This window comes from Alcanivorax sp., assembly GCF_014762765.1.
Taxonomy (GTDB): domain Bacteria; phylum Pseudomonadota; class Gammaproteobacteria; order Pseudomonadales; family Alcanivoracaceae; genus Alcanivorax.
In genome coordinates, this window is the sequence record NZ_JABURH010000208.1 from 21,233 (window position 1) to 37,600 (window position 16,368).

The window sequence follows — 16,368 nt, forward strand, 5'->3', positions numbered from 1 at the left end:
GTTTCTGCCGTCATTGTTGAATCTATGGATTTCAAACAGGAAGACCTGAAAGCCCTGATCGAACGCACCATGCCGTTCGGCAAATACCAGGGCCGGGTGCTGATCGATCTGCCCGAACCCTACCTGCTGTGGTTCGCCGACAAGGGCTTCCCCAACGGCGAGCTGGGCCGGCTGATGGCGCTGGCGCTGATGTTGAAGATGGACGGTACCGAAAAGCTGCTGGAGCCGTTACGACAAAGCCATGGATAGCCGCCGGTTTGGCCTTTAGTCTTGATGATTCAGAGACACGGAAGGATTACATCATGAGCCACCTTCAACCGCTTGCCGATGCCATCTGGCACGTCGCCGTTCCACACGCTTTCATGGGGTTGCATGTGGGCACCCGCATGACGGTGGTAAAGCTGTCCACCGGCGGTCTTCTGTTGCACTCGCCGGTGCCGGTGGACGAGGACCTGGCCGCGGAGCTGGCAGCACTGGGTGAGGTAAAACACATCGTCTGTCCGAACCTGTTCCACCATGTGTTTGCTGCCGAGGTAAAACAGCGCTACCCGGAGGCGCTCCTGCATGGCCCGGCCAAGCTGGCAGGCAAGCGCAAGGACCTGACGCTGGATGCAACGCTGTCGGAAACCCCGCACCCGGATTGGGGCGATGACTTCGAGCTGGTCTTTATCGAAGGCTCCATGCTGCAGGAAACGGTGTTCTATCATCGCGCCAGCCGCACCCTGATTGCCGCCGACCTGATCGAAAACTTCCGCCAGTGTGATCATGGCTTCACCCGCTGGTATCTGAAACTGGGCGGTCTGTGGCAGAAGCCGGGTTGGCACCCGATCCTGCGGCTGGTGTACCTGAACCGTCGCAAAGCCCGTGCCAGCATTACCCGTATCCTGGAATGGCCCTTCGAAAAACTCAGCCTGGCCCACGGCGAGGTAATCACCGAGAACGCCCGCAACCAGGCGCGGCATGGGTTGGAGTGGCTGTTTTAGGGCTCGACTGCAGCCGGGTTGGAGAGGGTGACGATACGCCAGCTACAAATGCCCATTCGTGTCGCCATCCTCGTCATTTGCTCAGCCCGGTGCCATTGCCCGGGTAAGCGCCGGCCGCCACAATGTCTGTAATCCCTCCACGCTATGGTCGTCTGTGCTGCCTCTCGTTTATCACCCCGATTACAGCTTTCCCTTTCCTGGCGAACACCGTTTCCCCATGGAAAAATTTGGCCTGCTGCATGAGCATTTGCGGGCGGCGGGGATAGCGCACGGGGACAATGAATTTCGTCCGGGCCGGGCCAAGGCTGCTCTGTTGGCCCAGGCCCATTGTCCGCAATATGTGTCGGATATTGTTGCGGGCACTCTGGATCAGAAAGCCCAGCGCCGTCTGGGGTTGCCGTGGAGCGAGGGGTTGGTGAAACGCACGTGTATTGCCCCCATGGGTACCTTGCTTACCGCCCAATTGGCTCTGAAACAGGGGTTGGCCTGTCACCTGGCTGGAGGTACCCACCATGCCCATTACGATTTCGGTTCCGGCTTCTGTATCTTCAATGATCTGGTTTTCGCCGCCAAACAGCTACTGGCCAGCGGTGCGGTGGAGCGGCTGCTTATTTTCGATTGCGATGTACATCAGGGTGATGGCACCGCCGCCATGCTCGCGGATGAGCCGCGGGCTTTTACCTGTTCCATTCATTGCGAAAAGAACTTTCCGGTGCGCAAGCAGAAAAGCGATCTGGATGTGGGTTTGCCACTGGGCATGAACGACCGGGATTACCTGGATACGGTATTCGAAACCCTGGAAAACCTGCTCGATACCGTGGGGCCGCAACTGGTGCTTTATGATGCCGGCGTCGATATTTTCGAGCATGACCCCCTGGGCCGGCTATGTATTTCCGAACAGGGTATCGCCGATCGTGACCGGGGTGTGATCGAGCGCTGTCGCCGCCGGGGAATAGCGGTGGCCACAGTGATTGGCGGCGGCTACGATGATGACCGGGAAGCGCTGGGACGGCGGCATGCCATCGTCGTCGAAGCCAGCTACGAGTTCACGACAACGTCGTTGTAGGAGCGTCGCTGGCGGCGCGATAAAACACGTAAATCAAAGGCGATTTCACCACCGAGGGCACAGAGATCTCTGAGGAAAAGAATCGGTATTCTCTGTGCCCTCTGTGGTGACAACGTTTTTATCCAGGTCAGGAATCGCGCCGCCAGCGACGCTCCTACGCAAGCGTCCGGAGAGTATCAATGTCCAAAGCCCTATTAATCATGGCCCATGGCAGCCGCAGCGATACTGCCAACGACGAATTCCGTGCCCTGGTGGAAGCCGTGGCAGAATCCGCCCATGGGGCGGGAGAGGAATACGTGGCGGTATTGCCCTGTTTCCTTGAGCTGGCCCAGCCTTCCCTGGTGGAAGCGATTCAGCAACTGGAACACCAGCCTGTGACGCGCGTGCAGCTGTATCCGTTGTTCTTCAACAAGGGAAAACATGTGGGCAAGGATATTCCCGCCCAGGTGGAAGACGCCCGGCAGCGTTTCCCCGATCTCTCCATCGAGTTACTGGATTATTTCGGTAATGCCAAAGGGCTGGCGGGGCTGGTACTCAAGCACATTGGTGAACAGGTTTAGGTGGCATTGTCATGGATGGCACGGCTTTTACCAGAGAGGTTGATGCCCTGTTTGCCCGGGAATCCCGCCGGGTACTGGCTACACTGATTCGTTTGCTGGGGGACTTTGACCTGGCTGAAGATGCCCTGCAGGAAGCCTTTATGGCCGCCCTGCGCCAGTGGCCTGAAGAAGGTATACCCGATAATGCCCGGGCCTGGCTGGTGTCCACCGGCCGCTTCAAGGCTATCGATCAGCTGCGCCGCCGTGCTCGCTACGACCAGATTCTCCATCAACAGGCCGAGCAGTTGACGGCCCGGTCGGTGGTAGAGATGGAGGTGGAGAATGTGGGCATTGAGGATGACCGGCTAAGATTGATCTTCACTTGCTGTCACCCGGGGCTGGCCCAGGAGGCCCAAGTGGCACTGACCCTGCGTGAGGTGTGTGGTCTGACCACGGAAGAAATTGCCCGCGCCTTCCTGAAGAAACCGTCCACCGTGGCCCAGCGCATCGTGCGCGCCAAAGCCAAGATCCGAGATGCCAGAATTCCCTACGAAGTGCCGGAGGGCGACGACCTTTTCGAGCGTTTGCAGGCCGTGCTGCAGGTGATTTATCTGGTCTTCAACGAAGGTTATCTGGCGTCATCGGGAGAGCAGTTGCTGCGCCATGATCTCAGTGAGGAAGCCATTCGGTTGGCGGAACTGGTGCTGGCCCTGTTACCTCGGCCGGAGCCGGAAGCGAAAGGGCTGCTGGCACTGATGCTGCTGCACCATGCCCGCCGCGCCACCCGCACCACTACCGGAGGGGAACTGGTGTTACTGGAACAACAGGATCGCAGTCTCTGGGACCGGGAGGAAATTGCCCGTGCCGATGAGCTGGTGCGTAGCGCTCTGCTGACCCAGCGCTTCGGCCCCTACACCCTGCAGGCAGCTATTGCAGCAGTCCACGCCCTGGCGCCCAGCAGTGATGCCACTGACTGGGCCGAGATCGTCGGCCTCTATGACCTGTTACTGACAATGATGCCCAGCCCCATCGTTGCCCTGAATCGGGCAGTGGCTGTGGCCATGCGTGATGGCCCGCAAGCGGGTTTGCAGGCGCTGGAGCCGCTGATGGAGGACGCCACCCTGCGCGATTATCACCTGGCCCATGCTGCCCGGGCGGATATGCATCGCCGGCTGGGCCAGCGGGAACCGGCCCGTAGCGCCTATCAAGCCGCCCTGGACCGCGCTACCCAGCCCGCCGAACAACGCTTCCTGCGCCAGCGGCTGGCGGAGCTGGGGTGAAAAAATCCACTGTCCTGTCGAAACAGCGTCTTGCCTTTCGATTCCCTTATAAGACAACCGGAATCAAGGAGATAACCATGAGCGTTGAAAGCACGATTGAGGATCTTACCCGCCGCTGGCTCAAGGCGGCGGCAAGCAACGATGTGGATGCGGTGATGGCACTCTATCACCCTGCCATCCGTTCCTTTGATGCCATTCTGGCTATGCAGGTGGAAGGGGCGAAGGCCTATCGGGAGCATTGGAAAAAATGCATGGAGGCCTGCCCCGCCGACCCATTCTTCGAGATGCATGATCTCAAGGTGGAAACGTCCGATAGCCTGGCGGTGAGCCACAGCCTGACCCATTGCGGCGCTACGGTGGAGGGCGAGCAACAGGGAGGCTGGATGCGTGTCACCCAGGTCTGGCAAAGGAACGGTGACCAGTGGCAGATTTTGCACGAGCATTTTTCCAGCCCCTTCAACCCGGAAGATATGTCTCTGATTATGGACTGGCAGCCGGACCACGCGCCGGTACGCTTTCGTTAACTGACTGCCAAGGAGAGAGCACGATGAAATATCTATGTCTGGTGTATTACAGCGAAGCGGCCATGCAGGAGCGTGGTGATGATCACTGGCAATCACTGAACAAGGAATGCCAGTCCTACAGCGGCGGCTTGAGCGAATCCGGCGTGATGCTGGATGGCTCCGCCCTGCAACCGGTGGCCACGGCCACAACAGTGCGGGTGCGTGATGGGCAGGTCAGTGTTACCGACGGGCCTTTTGCGGAAACCAAAGAACAGCTCGCCGGCTTCTATCTGATTGAAGCCAATGACCTGAACGATGCCATCCGCGTAGCCAGCCGCATTCCGCCGGCCCGTTATGGCAGCATCGAGGTGCGACCTGTGCGGGATATTTACGGGGAATCCTCCGATCAGGTCCCCTATGCGGAAGCATTGAAGTCCTAGGGAACCTCGTTGGAGCTTTGCTCGCAAAGCTCCAACAGTGAATGAGGGCGCGCCGAACAGGCCCTAGAACGTCTTGGCGAACACCAGTCCGCCCCACAGCACATTGCGGTCTCCTACACCCTCTTTCAATTCGGAGGTGTGGCCGCGCAGGACGTAGCTGAGCCGGTAACCGTCGTTGAAGGCCCAGGTATAACCCAGCCAGGCCTCTGCCACGCCATGGTTGACCTCGCCACTGTCGTAACGCACTTCGCTGTCGCGGAACTGGCCTTGCAGGAAGGCGTTGTAGGCCCGGCCCACCAGGGCGATGCCACCCCACAGGTAACGTTCGTTATCCTGGCTCATGGCGGTGGCATTGTTGCGTTCGCCGTAGTGCGCAAGTTCCGGGCTGGTCTGCCACCAGGGGGTGTGCAGGCGCCCGGCACGGAAGCTCAGGCTCCAGCGCGCTTCGGTGAGGTAGCCCACCGAGCCCTCCACCGTGCTTTTTACCTCCAGGTTATCGCTGGAAACGGGCAGAATTTTCTGCCTGGCCACCGCATAGCGGAAGGTAGGTTCGCCGCCGTCACTGACCTGATGCTCCCAGCCTTCCGCCCGGTCGCTGCCGATCACCTTATGGACTCCGTTCTGGATGTCGCCGGCCAGATCCAGGCCCATGGCTCCTACTGTCAGGGAGCTGTGCCAGGCCACCTGCCTGGCCGGGTCTACCTGCACCCTGCTGCTGGAGAGGTACATCAGGCTGGCGTAGGGGCGGTCGTCGTACAGTGGGCGCTCGGCTTCCTTGTCTTCCGGGGTGAAACCGAAGATGCCTGCTTCGAAGCTGTGCCCCCGGATATTGCTGCCGGTGATGCCTTCCACGCCGGTCAGTTTGTCGATCCAGGTCAGAGGGGTATTCAGGGACAGGGCGAAATCCCGGGCCTTGCTGCCGGTGGCAGCTACGCTGATGCCGTAGGTGTAGTCCTGGTCCCGGCTGCCGGGCACCAGCAGGTCGTTGTCCAGGGTCAGGGACCAGCTACCGGTTGCCGGTTCCTGTTCCGGATCGACTCGCGGCGGGCGTGGGTGCTGTTCTTCGAACGCGGGATCACCGGCGCGGGCCAGTTGCAGGCTATCGGCGGGGGTCGCCGAGGTGCTGATCCCGGGTGTTGCCATGCTGGCCAGCAGGATAACCCGCAGCGCCGTCATGCCCGGCTTGCCGATGGGCTGGCGGGGATTGGCAAAACCTGTCTGTTTCTCTGCGTCGTTCATGGCGTTATGTCCACATGAGGGTGTGCAGGGCGCACCCGGTTCACGTTTTCTGCGCGTACAGTAGTCCCGGCACGCGCAATAGCGGTATTGCGTTGCTGGACGGTTATTGCCTGTTTCTACAGAGAGTTGTCGTTATGCCAGCGGAGACGGTTGAACGAATGTGACCGTCTGAATCATGGGGACAAGGATGAGCCGGAACCGTTTGCTGAAACAGCGGAACTGACTGGGGGATTTAATCGATTTTTTCGAACTTTACAGTCTTTATGGCGAACCCGATCTGTCACAGCGGTGACCGAATGCCTGCTACGCGCGTTGTTTTCTGTCATTGAGCCCTTCCCTGTCCCAAGCGTAGCCTCAAGGACATTATCGAATTTTCACCAGTCAACGACGTGTGAGGAGAAGCAAGGTGGCAGAGGCATATATTGTAGCGGCGGTGCGCACCGCCGGTGGCAAGAAGAATGGTCGGCTGAGCAAGGTGCATCCGGCGGATATGGGGGGCCGGGTGATTGATGCGGTGGTGGATCGTATCGGCGTGGCGCCGGAGAAAGTGGATGACGTGATTTTTGGTTGCGTGAGCCAGATCGGGCCGCAGACCTTCAACGTGGCGCGTACCTCCATTCTCAGCTCCTGTCTGCCGGAGTCCGTGCCCGGGGTGACCATTGATCGCCAGTGCGGCTCCTCCCAGCAGGCCATCCATTTCGCTGCCCAGGCGGTGATGAGCGGCACCCAGGATCTGGTTATCGCCGGTGGCGTGGAGTCCATGAGCCAGGTGCCCATCGGCTCCCCGGTGATGGCGGTGAAGGAAATGGGCAATCCGTTTACCGGCGAAATCAGCAAGCGCTATCCCGGGGAGACGTTCAGCCAGTTCCTGGGTGCCGAGCGCATGGCAGAGAAGTACGGGGTGAGCAAGGCCGAGCTGGATCAGTTCGCCTACGATTCCCACAAGCGCGGTGCCGCCGCCACTGAAGCGGGTCGTTTCAAGGACGAGATCATTCCGGTGCCGATTACCCTGGAAGACGGCAGCAGCGACCAGCATACCGTGGATGAAGGCATTCGCTGGGAAGCGGAGCTGGATGCCATCAAGGCCCTGCAACCGTTGCAGGAAGGGGGCCACATCAGTGCCGCCAACGCCAGCCAGATTACTGATGGCGCCTCCGCCGTAATGATTGCCAGCGAAAAGGCAGTGAAGGAATACGGTCTCACACCGCTGGCTCGCATTCATGCCATGGCGGTGGTGGGCTCCGATCCGACCATGGTGCTGGAAGGCCCGATTCCGGCCACCGAGAAAGTGCTCAAGCAGGCAGGTATGAGCATTGATGATATTGATCTGTACGAAGTGAACGAAGCTTTTGGTTCCGTGCCGCTGGCGTGGATGAAAGCGGTAGGCGCCGACTACGACAAACTCAATGTGAACGGTGGAGCCCAGGCGCTGGGCCATCCGCTGGGTGCCACTGGTTCGAAGTTGATGGGAACCCTCGTTTACGAGCTCAAGCGTCGCGGCGGCAAGTACGGTCTGCTGGCCATCTGCGAAGGCCTGGGAACCGCCAACGCCACCATCATCGAAGTGCTGTAAGGCGTAGTTGAAAGTTCAAAGTTGAAAGTGGCAACGCTGGGTGCCGCGCCACCGCGTTGTTCGACCTGAAAAAAAGCCGCCCCGGAAAACCGGGGCGGCTTTTTTATGGCCGCAAACAACCACTGTTTGCAAGGAAGTAGGGTGTACTGAGCCTAAGGCGAACTGCACCATCAAACGCCGGGCCGGTGCAGTTCGCCTTAGGCTCAGTGAACCCTACGCAATCTGTGGCAACGGTCAGAGGGCGCCCGGCATGTCTGCCTTGTCAGGCGCCGCTCAGTCTCTCTGCCAGCCACACTCCGGCCAGGATCATGATGGCTACCGAGCCCACTGGCACAAAGACCCGCCGATAGGCCACCGTTTCCCGGACCAGATAGGCCGCTGGCACAAACAGCAGCACGATGGCTACCTGCCCCAGTTCCACTCCCAGATTGAAGCCCAGCAACGGCAGGAAAATGCCACTGTCAGTGAGCCCGAGATCGGCCAGTACCGAGGCAAAGCCCAGCCCATGAATCAGCCCGAACACAAAGGCCATCACCCAGCGTTTGGGAAATAGGCGGGGCACCAGATTTGCCGCTGCACCAAGGGCCACGGTGATGGCAATGGCGGACTCCACCAGCCAGGTGGGTAACGTAATGATGCCCAGTGTCGCCAGCGCCAGGGTCAGCGAGTGGGTCACGGTAAAGGCGGTGACAATGGCCAGGGTCTGGGTAAGTGCGCCGGTCATGGTGGATGCCGGCTGCCAGCCGCCCCGTTGCCATACCAGTACCGCCGGGAACAGTAGTGTGAGCAGGAACAGGATATGGTCGTAACCGATCAGGATGTGATGCACGCCCTGGCGAATAAAGCCCTGAAAGGCCTGCCATTGGGAACCGGCATCCCTGCCCATGAGCTGCTGGCGGTGCTGGTTGCTGAACACAGCGGTGAGGGTGCTGTCTCCCTGTTCCAGACGCAGCAGGCCATGGTGGGTGGGGTCCCGATCAAACAGGAACTGATAGCCCACGGCCAGTTGCTCCGGGGGGCGTTGGCAGTCGCCGCGCCAGTGCAGTGCCGCGTAGGTGCCATCCACATGGTCGATGGCCTGCAGCCGGGTCAAGGTGAGGGGGCAGGCCTGACGTTGATCACCGGCCACCGCATCAATGGTCAGGGAGGGCAACACAGCGGACGAGAGGCGGTTTCGCTGCTGGCGCAGTTCTCCCCAGGTGATGGCGCCATCACCGTTCCGGTCCAGGGGTAACACCAGCTGCAGATCGCGCAGGGCGATATCCCAACGCCCTTCGATCAGGGCGTTGCCGTCATTGGTGTTGATCACCAGATAGCTGTCACTGGGTTTATGGGCGAGGACCTGTCCGGCAGTCAGCAGAAGCAATAAAAACAAATACAGGGATTTCATTGAGCGGCTCCCCGGACGGGTTGCGAAAGCTGGGCATCGGCCACGTTATAGCGATCCAAAAAGGTCTGTAGCTTGGCCAGGGCGCTCTGATCGCCTGCGGCCGAAGCGGCGGCATGCAGCAGGCGCAGGTCTGCCAGTTCCCGTTGCTGCTGCCAGTTTTCCCGGGCCAGGGTTAGGGCGGTTTGCGGGTCGTTTTCTACTTCCAGCATAAAGCGGGCGTGTTCGCGCAGATGGCGCTGGCGACCGGTGTTCTGATCCATCGCCATGCGTGCCCGGTAGTCCTGCCGCCAGGTCTTTGCCTGCGGGTGGCCGAGGCGCTTCCCGGCGATGGCAAGTCGCAATAAGGCACCATCCCTGTCCTGCCAGGCGGCCAGATCACTGATGACCGCATCCGGTTGACCAAGGGCCAGCCATAGGTCGCTTTGCAGATAACGCAGATAGGGGGCTTGTGGGGCCTGCTGCAGGGCATGTTGTAAATGCTGGGAGGCCCTGTCGAGATTGCCCTGTTGCATTGCGATTTCCGCGCTCAGGGTAGCCAGCCACCGGGCTGATTCTCCCTGCGGGGCGGCAGGGCTGGAGGCCAAGGCCTGCAAGGTGTTGTAAGCCTGGTCTCGTTGGCCGCTGATAGCCTGCACGCTGGCCTGGCAGAGCAGCACGGTGGTAGGTGGCAGAGTGGTTGCCGCTTTCCGGCACGCTTGTTGTGCCTCGTCGAGGCGGCCCTGCACCCGATCGATATTGGCCAGCATAAGCCAGGCCTGGCCCTGGTTAGGCGATTGTTCCAGCAATCGGATCAACCGGTGGCGGGCGCGGGCAAACTGATGTCGCTGCTGCTCGATGCGGGCCATCAGCAGGCTGGCCTCTGATGAGGGCGAGGACTGTAACAACGGTGCCAGCGTCGCCTGAGCGTAACCCAGAAAACGGGGGTCATCCTGACTGCCGGCATAGTCGATCTGGGAGCGGGCCAGAGCCAGCGCCGCTGCCGGGTCGACAGGCGCAGAGGGGGGTGCCACCAGGGCAGAGGGAGCCTGGGGCAGACGGGCGAGAACCACATGATCCCCGGCCGGAGTATAGGGAGCGGCGTGAACCCGCGCGCTCGAAACAAACAGGAGGAGGGCCGCCAGGGTAATGACAATGCGCCATTGACTGACGCGTTGTCGTTTCCCGTAGGCCCTCTCGGAGCGGAAGACTCCCGCCGCCGTCACAGGACGGCGGGAGCTGGTCTCAATTATCCGGTGCCAATACATTGTTATAAGCATCCGGATTGTCTTGGTCACGAAAGATGAAGCGGGTGTCATTGATCGCAACCGGATCCCGGGTATCCCCGGTAGTGGCCAGCTGAGCTTTCACAAAGGCGGTGTAGTTGATCGCCACGGGAGCCTGTTGGCGAGGACGGTCATTGTCGCTGCCAAAGCACCCGCTCAGTAGCAGTGCACTCACGCTGACGGTGATGGCCAGTAAGTATCGCATGGTGTCCTCCTTCACTCTGCCACGGCGACATTATCGGCGCCGGGCAGCGGGGTGTTCAGGTAGGGGAAGCGGGTCAGGTAATTTGCCGGGTCTGGCAGGGCACCGTCGTTGACGATGGCACCACCGTTTACCTGCATGTCCTGGCTGCCGCAGCTGCCAATCTCGCCGCCGGCCGCTTCGCCGTTCACGTCCGCGCCGCACAGGAAGCCTTCGGCAGCCGTGAGGGCAATATCCACCACGTCGTCAATGGGACGGCGACCGTTGGGGAAGCCGGCAAAGTCACCAGCGGCCACACCCAGGTCGTTCTGTGCGCCCACTTCAGTGGCGGGGATGGCGGTATTCAGGCGCAGCATTTCACTGGCAGTGACAGTGGGCAGCTGGGTGACACCGGGTACCCCGGTCAGGAACACGGTGACCAGATCGTTGCGCGGCGTTTCCGGTGCGCTGACCCCGAACAGGATTTCCACCAGCGCGGGCAGGCTGGGGTTGGTCACATAGGTGGCGAACTGGCCATCATCTTTCGGTTCACTGCTGTTGAAACGGTCCTTGTCGGGCAGGCCGATAACCACTTCGTTTACCAGCGGCGAGCCAAGACGGGATACCTGGGTAAAGGCTCCGCCTTTCACGGCCGGGCCTTTGGCATTACTGCTGCCGGTGGTGTCGGAGCCCTGCGGTCCCGGATTGATGACTGTGGCCTGGCGGATGCTGGCGGTGGTCCAGCCGCCGATGACGGTGTTGTCACCGGTCAGGCAGTCCGCCGGTACTTCCAGTGCCAGGCTGGTGATGTTCTTGTCGGCGATCACATTGCTGCGTGAATCACGGGCGCCGAGAGGGTTCAGCGCAACCAGGTCAAAGACTTCGCCCAGATTGACCACGAAGCCTTCCTGGCGCTGACCGGCAAAGACGCGGCCCGGCATGGGGCAGTCGGGGATGGTCACGTCGTAGATGAAGTTGTCCGCGTAGGCTTCGTAGTCACCAATGGATTTGGTGCCGATGTTGTCCAGAGGCTTGGCAAAGCTGCTGTCACCACTGCCGGCCTCGGTCAGGTTCTGTACGTTGCCGGTACGACGGTCGCCGGTGATCATTTCCACCGTGAAGCTTTCCAGCACATTCTGGGCATCGTTGTTCTGGCCGGTTACCGCACCGATATTGATCAGCGGAACGGGCACGGATGTGCCGCCCACATCTACCGCCAGGTTGCGGCGTTCGGTGTTGAACTGGAAACGGAAGGTAATGTTTTCTTCCGCGTTGCCATCGTTGTCGATGTGAATTTCATAGATGGCATCATCGTCCAGAGAAAAATAATTGGGCCCACCGTAGGCATCCTGCAGTGGCAGATAGTTGGCAATCAGGGTGACATAGCCGTCGCGGCCGGACTCGTAACTGTTGAACATGTAGAAATCCGTGCCGTCCACTTTTGGCATGCCAGTGATAAAAGGGGCTTCCCGGTGGCTTGAGGCCATCGTGCCGGCACTGGCCAGCAGGGTGGCAACGGCACAGGCCGCTGGGATGAGAGAGTGGCGAGGTAGCATGACGAATCTCCTTTTTTTGTCTGAGTATCACTAGTACGCGGCAGGAGCGCTGGTGGATGCAGAATTTATTTTGTTTTTTTATGCATCCAGGTTCCTTTTTTTCACGTATTTACGACATGGCATCTGTCACTAAGGAGGTATCGATAATGGGTATGCAGGGAGTGTTTCGTCATGGCGGAAGCAAACGACGGGCTGGTCAGTGCTCTGGCGCGAGTCGCACAGGGCGACCGTCAGGCTTTTGCCGGTTTTTATCAGCAAACTCACCGAGCGGTTTTCGGTATGTGTCTGCATCTGCTGCGTGACAAGGACGAAGCCTGCGACGTGTTACAGGAAACCTATATTCAGGTCTGGCATCACGCTGGAGAGTATCACTGCGATCGAGGCAGCGTACTCAACTGGATGATGTCCATTGGCCGCTACCGCTGTCTGGATGCATTGCGCCGACGCCGGCATGAGGTGGACTTCGACAGCGTCAGCAGCAGCCAGGTCAGTTCTGCTCCCGGCCCTATGGAAAATGCGCACAATCAGGCGGATCGGCAACGACTCAGCGATTGCCTCAAAGACCTGGATGAACGTTACCGTTCCAGTATCGAAATGGCTTATTTTCGTGGCTTTACCCATCAGGAGCTGGCGGTTGCCATGGGCCAACCCCTGGGCACCACCAAGAGCAGGGTTCGTCGCGGCCTGGATGTATTGCGCCGGTGTCTTGGCACATGAAGCCCGATAACTACGAACGCAACCATGCGTTGGCCGCCGAGTATGTGGTGGGCACGTTGCAGGGGGCTGCACGGCAGCGTTTCGAACGCTGGATGATGACTTCATCCCGGCTTCGCCGCCAGGTGTGGTACTGGGAGCGTCGACTGCAACCCTTTAACGACAGTCTGCCGGAAGCCTCGCCTCCGGATGCGGTCTGGCATGCCATTGAGCAACGTCTTTTCCCTGGTACTGTTGAGCCCGCAGCCCCTCGCTGGTGGCAAACTCTTACGGCCTGGCGATGGAGTGCCGGTATTGCCATGCTGGCTGTATTCGCCTTGCTGGTGTGGACGCCGCCGCCTACGGTGGTGACCCACTATGTGGGGGTGGTGCAAAGCCAGCAGGCCGAACCGCTGTGGCTGGTCAATGCGTCTGCGGATCATCGACTGACAGTGAAGGCCATGCCGCCGGTTCAGCCAGCGGACGGGGGCAGGGATTACCAGTTGTGGTTATTGCCGGAGTCCGGTGCACCGGTATCGTTAGCATTGCTGCCCACGGGGGGCGCGCAGTTGAAGGTGGATCTCAGCGATCAGCAGGTTCGTCAGTTGTTGCAGTCCCGTTCTCTGGCGATCAGCCTTGAACCTGCCGGAGGGTCGCCCACTGGCCAGCCCACCGGACCAGTGGTTTATCAGACGCGCCTGGTGCAAATGTAGTCCAGTGGGCAGAGAGTGGGCGTCTTAGTCGACCAGTTCGCTTTCTGCCTGCTCAAGGGATTCCATGGCTTCCAGTAACTGTTCTTCCAGCTCATCGTGCTGTTTCTTAAGACGCGCCTGATCACCGAGTAATCCGTTCATCTCGTTCTTGCGGCTGTCGTCGGTGTACAGGCCTTCGTCGCCCAGTGCCGTCTCGATTTCGGCCAGCGTTTGGTCGCATTTGCCGAGCTGTTTTTCCAGTTTTTCCACCTGCTTTTTCAGCGGTCGCAGTTGTTCCCGTTGCTGTGCAGCCTGTTGGCGACGAGCTTTTGCATCCATGCCGTCACCGGCTTTTTCTTCCTTGACGGGTTTGCCATCTCGGCGGTTCTGTTGCAGCCAGCGGCCGTAGTCATCCAGGTCGCCATCGAAACGGACCACTGAACCATTGGCCACCAGATAGAACTCGTCCACGGTGGTTTCCAGCAGGTGGCGATCATGGGACACCATCACCACAGCTCCTTCAAAGGATTGCAGTGCCATGGTCAGCGCTTCTCGCATATCCAGATCCAGGTGGTTGGCCGGCTCATCAAGCAGCAGCAGGGCAGGTTTCTGTTGCACGATCATGGCCAGGGCCAGGCGGGCTTTTTCTCCACCGGAGAAACGGCCCACCGGGGCAAACACATCATCGCCGTGGAAACCGAAACGGCCCAGCTCGCTACGCAGTTGTGACTCGCTCCACTTGGGATAAAACCGGGACAGCATCTGGTAAGGGCTGTCGTCGGCGGCCAGCCGGTCCACCTGCTGTTGATGGAAGTAGCCGATCACCAGGTCGCCATCTTTCTCGAAGCGCCCGCCAAGTGGCGCCAGTTCGCCCACCAGGGTGCGCATCAGGGTAGACTTGCCGGCGCCGTTGGGGCCGAGCAGACCGATGCGCGATTCCGGGCGCAGGCTCAGGCTGACCTGGTCGAGAATCGGTGCCCCCGGGTAGCCGCACTGCACCGCATCCAGATTTTCCATGGGGTTGGGCAGTTTATCGGGCTTGTGGAAATCGAAACTGAACCCGGAATCCACATGGGCCGGGCCGATCAGTTCCAGTCGTTCCAGTGCCTTGACCCGGCTTTGCGCTTGTTTGGCCTTGGAGGCCTTGGCTTTGAAGCGGGCGATGAACTTCTGCATGTGGGCCACCTGGGCCTGCTGCTTCTCGTGCATCTTCTGTTGCAGGGACAATTGCTCGGCGCGCTGGCGTTCGAAATCCGAGTAGCCGCCGCTGTAGTGCTTCAGCTGTTTGTGTTCGATATGCAGGATCTGGTTGACGGTGGCATCCAGGAAGGCGCGGTCGTGGGAGATCACCAGTAGCGCTCCCGGTTGCTGTATCAGGTAACCCTGCAACCAGAGGATGGCATCCAGATCCAGGTGGTTGGTGGGCTCATCGAGCAGTAGCAGGTCTGCATCGCTCATCAATACCTGGGCCAGGTTCAGGCGCATGCGCCAGCCCCCGGAAAAACTGGCCACCGGCTGCTGTTGCTGCGCTTCGCTGAAACCGAGCCCGGCCAGCAGGGTGGCGGCCCGGGCCGGCTGTTGCCAGGCGTGCAATGCTTCCAGTTCGCCATGGGCGTGGGCGATGGCGTGGTTGTCACCGGCGGCTTCCGCGTCTGCCAATGCTTTCTCCGCCCGGCGCAGGGCGCGATGGCCGTCGAGCACATAGTCGATGGCCGGCTGTTCCAGTGCGGGTACTTCCTGGGCCATCATGGCCAGGCGCCAGTCCGCGGGCAGGTTCAGGTTGCCGCCGTCGCTCTCCAGTTCGCCCATGATAAGCTTGAACAGCGAGCTCTTGCCGGTGCCATTGCGGCCCACCAGCCCCACACGCCAGCCCTTGTGCAGGACCACGCTGGCGTCTTCCAGCAACAGGTCGGGGCCACGGCGGAGGTTGATGTGTTCCAGAGAGAGCATGGGGTAATCCGGGGTTGATGAGAACCGGCGCAGTGTAAGCCAGCAAAGGTAACGGGGGAACCGTGGACGACTCCATAAAGCAGGATCTGTGGCGCTATGCCCTGGGGCGATGGCAGGACAAGGATTTTGAGCGTGCCTGCCTGCACCTGCAGGACGAATATCAGGTGCCGGTGGCGCTGTTGCTGTCTGGCCTGTGGCTGGCAGAATCAGGCAAGCAGCCGGATGCAGGAGTAGGGCGCCGAATGGCGGAGCTGGCCGGGCAATTCGAAGCCGATTATCTGCGCCCACTGCGGGCCGTTCGCCGCAAGGCTGGCGACGATGCGCGGCTGCCAGAATTCAAGCGGCAGCTGCAGCAGGTGGAGCTGGAAGGGGAGCGCTGGCTGCTGACGACCCTGCCGACCCTTTGCGACAACCTGTTGCCCGCCGGCAAGCCGGTGGATGCCATGGGGTGGTTGCTGGTGCTGGTGCCGGAAACGGCCCAGTGTGAAGGGTTGCAGGGCGCTCTCAACGATCTGGTAGCGCTCTAGGCATTGCGACGAAGCCGCTGTAGGAACGGAGCGTAGCGGAGTAACGCACGTTGTGCAGTGCGGCCCGAAGGGTGAGCGTAGCGAATACACCTCTTGAGGTGCGAATCCGAGCCTTGGCGAGGAAACGGTATCGCAGCTACTCCCATCCCTTTCCAGAAAAGCCTGTTGAGCCCTGACATTCCTGATCGGCCTTCGGCCGATTCCGCGTTGACACGCGGTTCGCACCTCAAGAGGAGCTCCTACGGTGCCACCACCTCGCGCTCTCGCGCTTTGAACTTTTAACGTCCTCCTGCCATCCTTCATTCCCCTTGTGTTTCACCGGACTGTCCCATGACCACCGACCTGGCCTTCGACCGCGACCATCTCTGGCATCCCTATACGTCCACCTCAAAACCCTTGCCCACCTTTGCGGTGGCCAGTGCCAAAGGGGTGCGATTGACGCTGGAAGACGGGCGCGAGCTGGTGGATGGCATGTCGTCCTGGTGGGCGGCGGT

17 protein-coding genes are annotated in these 16,368 nt (G+C 60.4%); 11 read left to right on the forward strand and 6 right to left on the reverse strand.

What is annotated here, in order from left to right:
- Positions 1 to 24: 24 nt before the first annotated feature.
- The 7 genes from HUJ17_RS16340 to HUJ17_RS16370 all read left to right on the forward strand — a co-directional run bounded on the left by HUJ17_RS16340 (position 25) and on the right by HUJ17_RS16370 (position 4,811).
- Positions 25 to 249 (forward strand): DUF3820 family protein, encoded by a 225-nt coding sequence (locus HUJ17_RS16340; RefSeq protein ID WP_062815376.1) that lies wholly within the window; start codon positions 25 to 27, stop codon positions 247 to 249.
- A gap of 53 nt (positions 250 to 302) precedes the next feature.
- Positions 303 to 983, forward strand: coding sequence for a DUF4336 domain-containing protein (locus tag HUJ17_RS16345; RefSeq protein ID WP_290511692.1), 681 nt, complete (start codon positions 303 to 305; stop codon positions 981 to 983).
- A 154-nt stretch (positions 984 to 1,137) separates the two neighbouring features.
- On the forward strand, positions 1,138 to 2,049 hold the full coding sequence (locus tag HUJ17_RS16350) for a histone deacetylase (RefSeq protein WP_290511693.1): 912 nt from the start codon (positions 1,138 to 1,140) through the stop codon (positions 2,047 to 2,049).
- A gap of 179 nt (positions 2,050 to 2,228) precedes the next feature.
- A complete protein-coding gene (locus HUJ17_RS16355) occupies positions 2,229 to 2,609 on the forward strand; it encodes a CbiX/SirB N-terminal domain-containing protein (protein WP_290511694.1) in 381 nt (126 codons plus the stop codon).
- Positions 2,610 to 2,620: 11 nt separating this feature from the next.
- Entirely contained in the window at positions 2,621 to 3,868 is a 1,248-nt protein-coding gene (locus tag HUJ17_RS16360) for an RNA polymerase sigma factor (protein ID WP_290511695.1), read from the forward strand.
- Between the two features lie 77 nt (positions 3,869 to 3,945).
- Complete coding sequence (locus HUJ17_RS16365) at positions 3,946 to 4,392, forward strand: nuclear transport factor 2 family protein (RefSeq protein WP_290511696.1); 447 nt, start codon at positions 3,946 to 3,948, stop codon at positions 4,390 to 4,392.
- 23 nt (positions 4,393 to 4,415) lie between these two features.
- Entirely contained in the window at positions 4,416 to 4,811 is a 396-nt protein-coding gene (locus HUJ17_RS16370) for a YciI family protein (protein WP_290511697.1), read from the forward strand.
- A gap of 63 nt (positions 4,812 to 4,874) precedes the next feature.
- Here HUJ17_RS16370 and HUJ17_RS16375 read toward each other — a convergent pair whose 3' ends face one another.
- Entirely contained in the window at positions 4,875 to 6,050 is a 1,176-nt protein-coding gene (locus HUJ17_RS16375; RefSeq protein WP_290511698.1) for a lipid A deacylase LpxR family protein, read from the reverse strand.
- A 406-nt stretch (positions 6,051 to 6,456) separates the two neighbouring features.
- Between HUJ17_RS16375 and HUJ17_RS16380 the strand changes: the two genes are divergently transcribed.
- Complete coding sequence (locus tag HUJ17_RS16380) at positions 6,457 to 7,623, forward strand: acetyl-CoA C-acetyltransferase (RefSeq protein WP_290511699.1); 1,167 nt, start codon at positions 6,457 to 6,459, stop codon at positions 7,621 to 7,623.
- A 262-nt stretch (positions 7,624 to 7,885) separates the two neighbouring features.
- Here HUJ17_RS16380 and HUJ17_RS16385 read toward each other — a convergent pair whose 3' ends face one another.
- The 4 genes from HUJ17_RS16385 to HUJ17_RS16400 all read right to left on the reverse strand — a co-directional run bounded on the left by HUJ17_RS16385 (position 7,886) and on the right by HUJ17_RS16400 (position 12,012).
- Positions 7,886 to 9,013, reverse strand: a complete 1,128-nt coding sequence (locus HUJ17_RS16385) for a HupE/UreJ family protein (protein ID WP_290511700.1) — start codon at positions 9,011 to 9,013, stop codon at positions 7,886 to 7,888.
- On the reverse strand, positions 9,010 to 10,062 hold the full coding sequence (locus HUJ17_RS16390; protein ID WP_290511701.1) for a tetratricopeptide repeat protein: 1,053 nt from the start codon (positions 10,060 to 10,062) through the stop codon (positions 9,010 to 9,012). The genes HUJ17_RS16385 and HUJ17_RS16390 overlap by 4 nt, the downstream gene beginning before the upstream one ends.
- 172 nt (positions 10,063 to 10,234) lie before the next feature.
- The gene (locus HUJ17_RS16395; protein ID WP_290511702.1) at positions 10,235 to 10,480 is read right to left on the reverse strand and encodes a hypothetical protein; all 246 of its coding nucleotides are present in this window, start codon (positions 10,478 to 10,480) and stop codon (positions 10,235 to 10,237) included.
- 11 nt (positions 10,481 to 10,491) lie between these two features.
- Positions 10,492 to 12,012, reverse strand: coding sequence for a DUF4331 domain-containing protein (locus HUJ17_RS16400; protein ID WP_290511703.1), 1,521 nt, complete (start codon positions 12,010 to 12,012; stop codon positions 10,492 to 10,494).
- Between the two features lie 171 nt (positions 12,013 to 12,183).
- Between HUJ17_RS16400 and HUJ17_RS16405 the strand changes: the two genes are divergently transcribed.
- On the forward strand, positions 12,184 to 12,729 hold the full coding sequence (locus tag HUJ17_RS16405) for a sigma-70 family RNA polymerase sigma factor (RefSeq protein ID WP_290511704.1): 546 nt from the start codon (positions 12,184 to 12,186) through the stop codon (positions 12,727 to 12,729).
- Complete coding sequence (locus HUJ17_RS16410) at positions 12,726 to 13,418, forward strand: anti-sigma factor (protein ID WP_290511705.1); 693 nt, start codon at positions 12,726 to 12,728, stop codon at positions 13,416 to 13,418. The genes HUJ17_RS16405 and HUJ17_RS16410 overlap by 4 nt, the downstream gene beginning before the upstream one ends.
- A 24-nt stretch (positions 13,419 to 13,442) precedes the next feature.
- On the opposite strand, the gene HUJ17_RS16415 is transcribed toward HUJ17_RS16410, so the two are convergent.
- On the reverse strand, positions 13,443 to 15,347 hold the full coding sequence (locus HUJ17_RS16415; RefSeq protein WP_290511706.1) for an ATP-binding cassette domain-containing protein: 1,905 nt from the start codon (positions 15,345 to 15,347) through the stop codon (positions 13,443 to 13,445).
- 62 nt (positions 15,348 to 15,409) lie between these two features.
- Between HUJ17_RS16415 and HUJ17_RS16420 the strand changes: the two genes are divergently transcribed.
- Positions 15,410 to 15,874, forward strand: a complete 465-nt coding sequence (locus HUJ17_RS16420) for a TIGR02444 family protein (protein ID WP_290511707.1) — start codon at positions 15,410 to 15,412, stop codon at positions 15,872 to 15,874.
- Positions 15,875 to 16,368 lie beyond the last annotated feature (494 nt).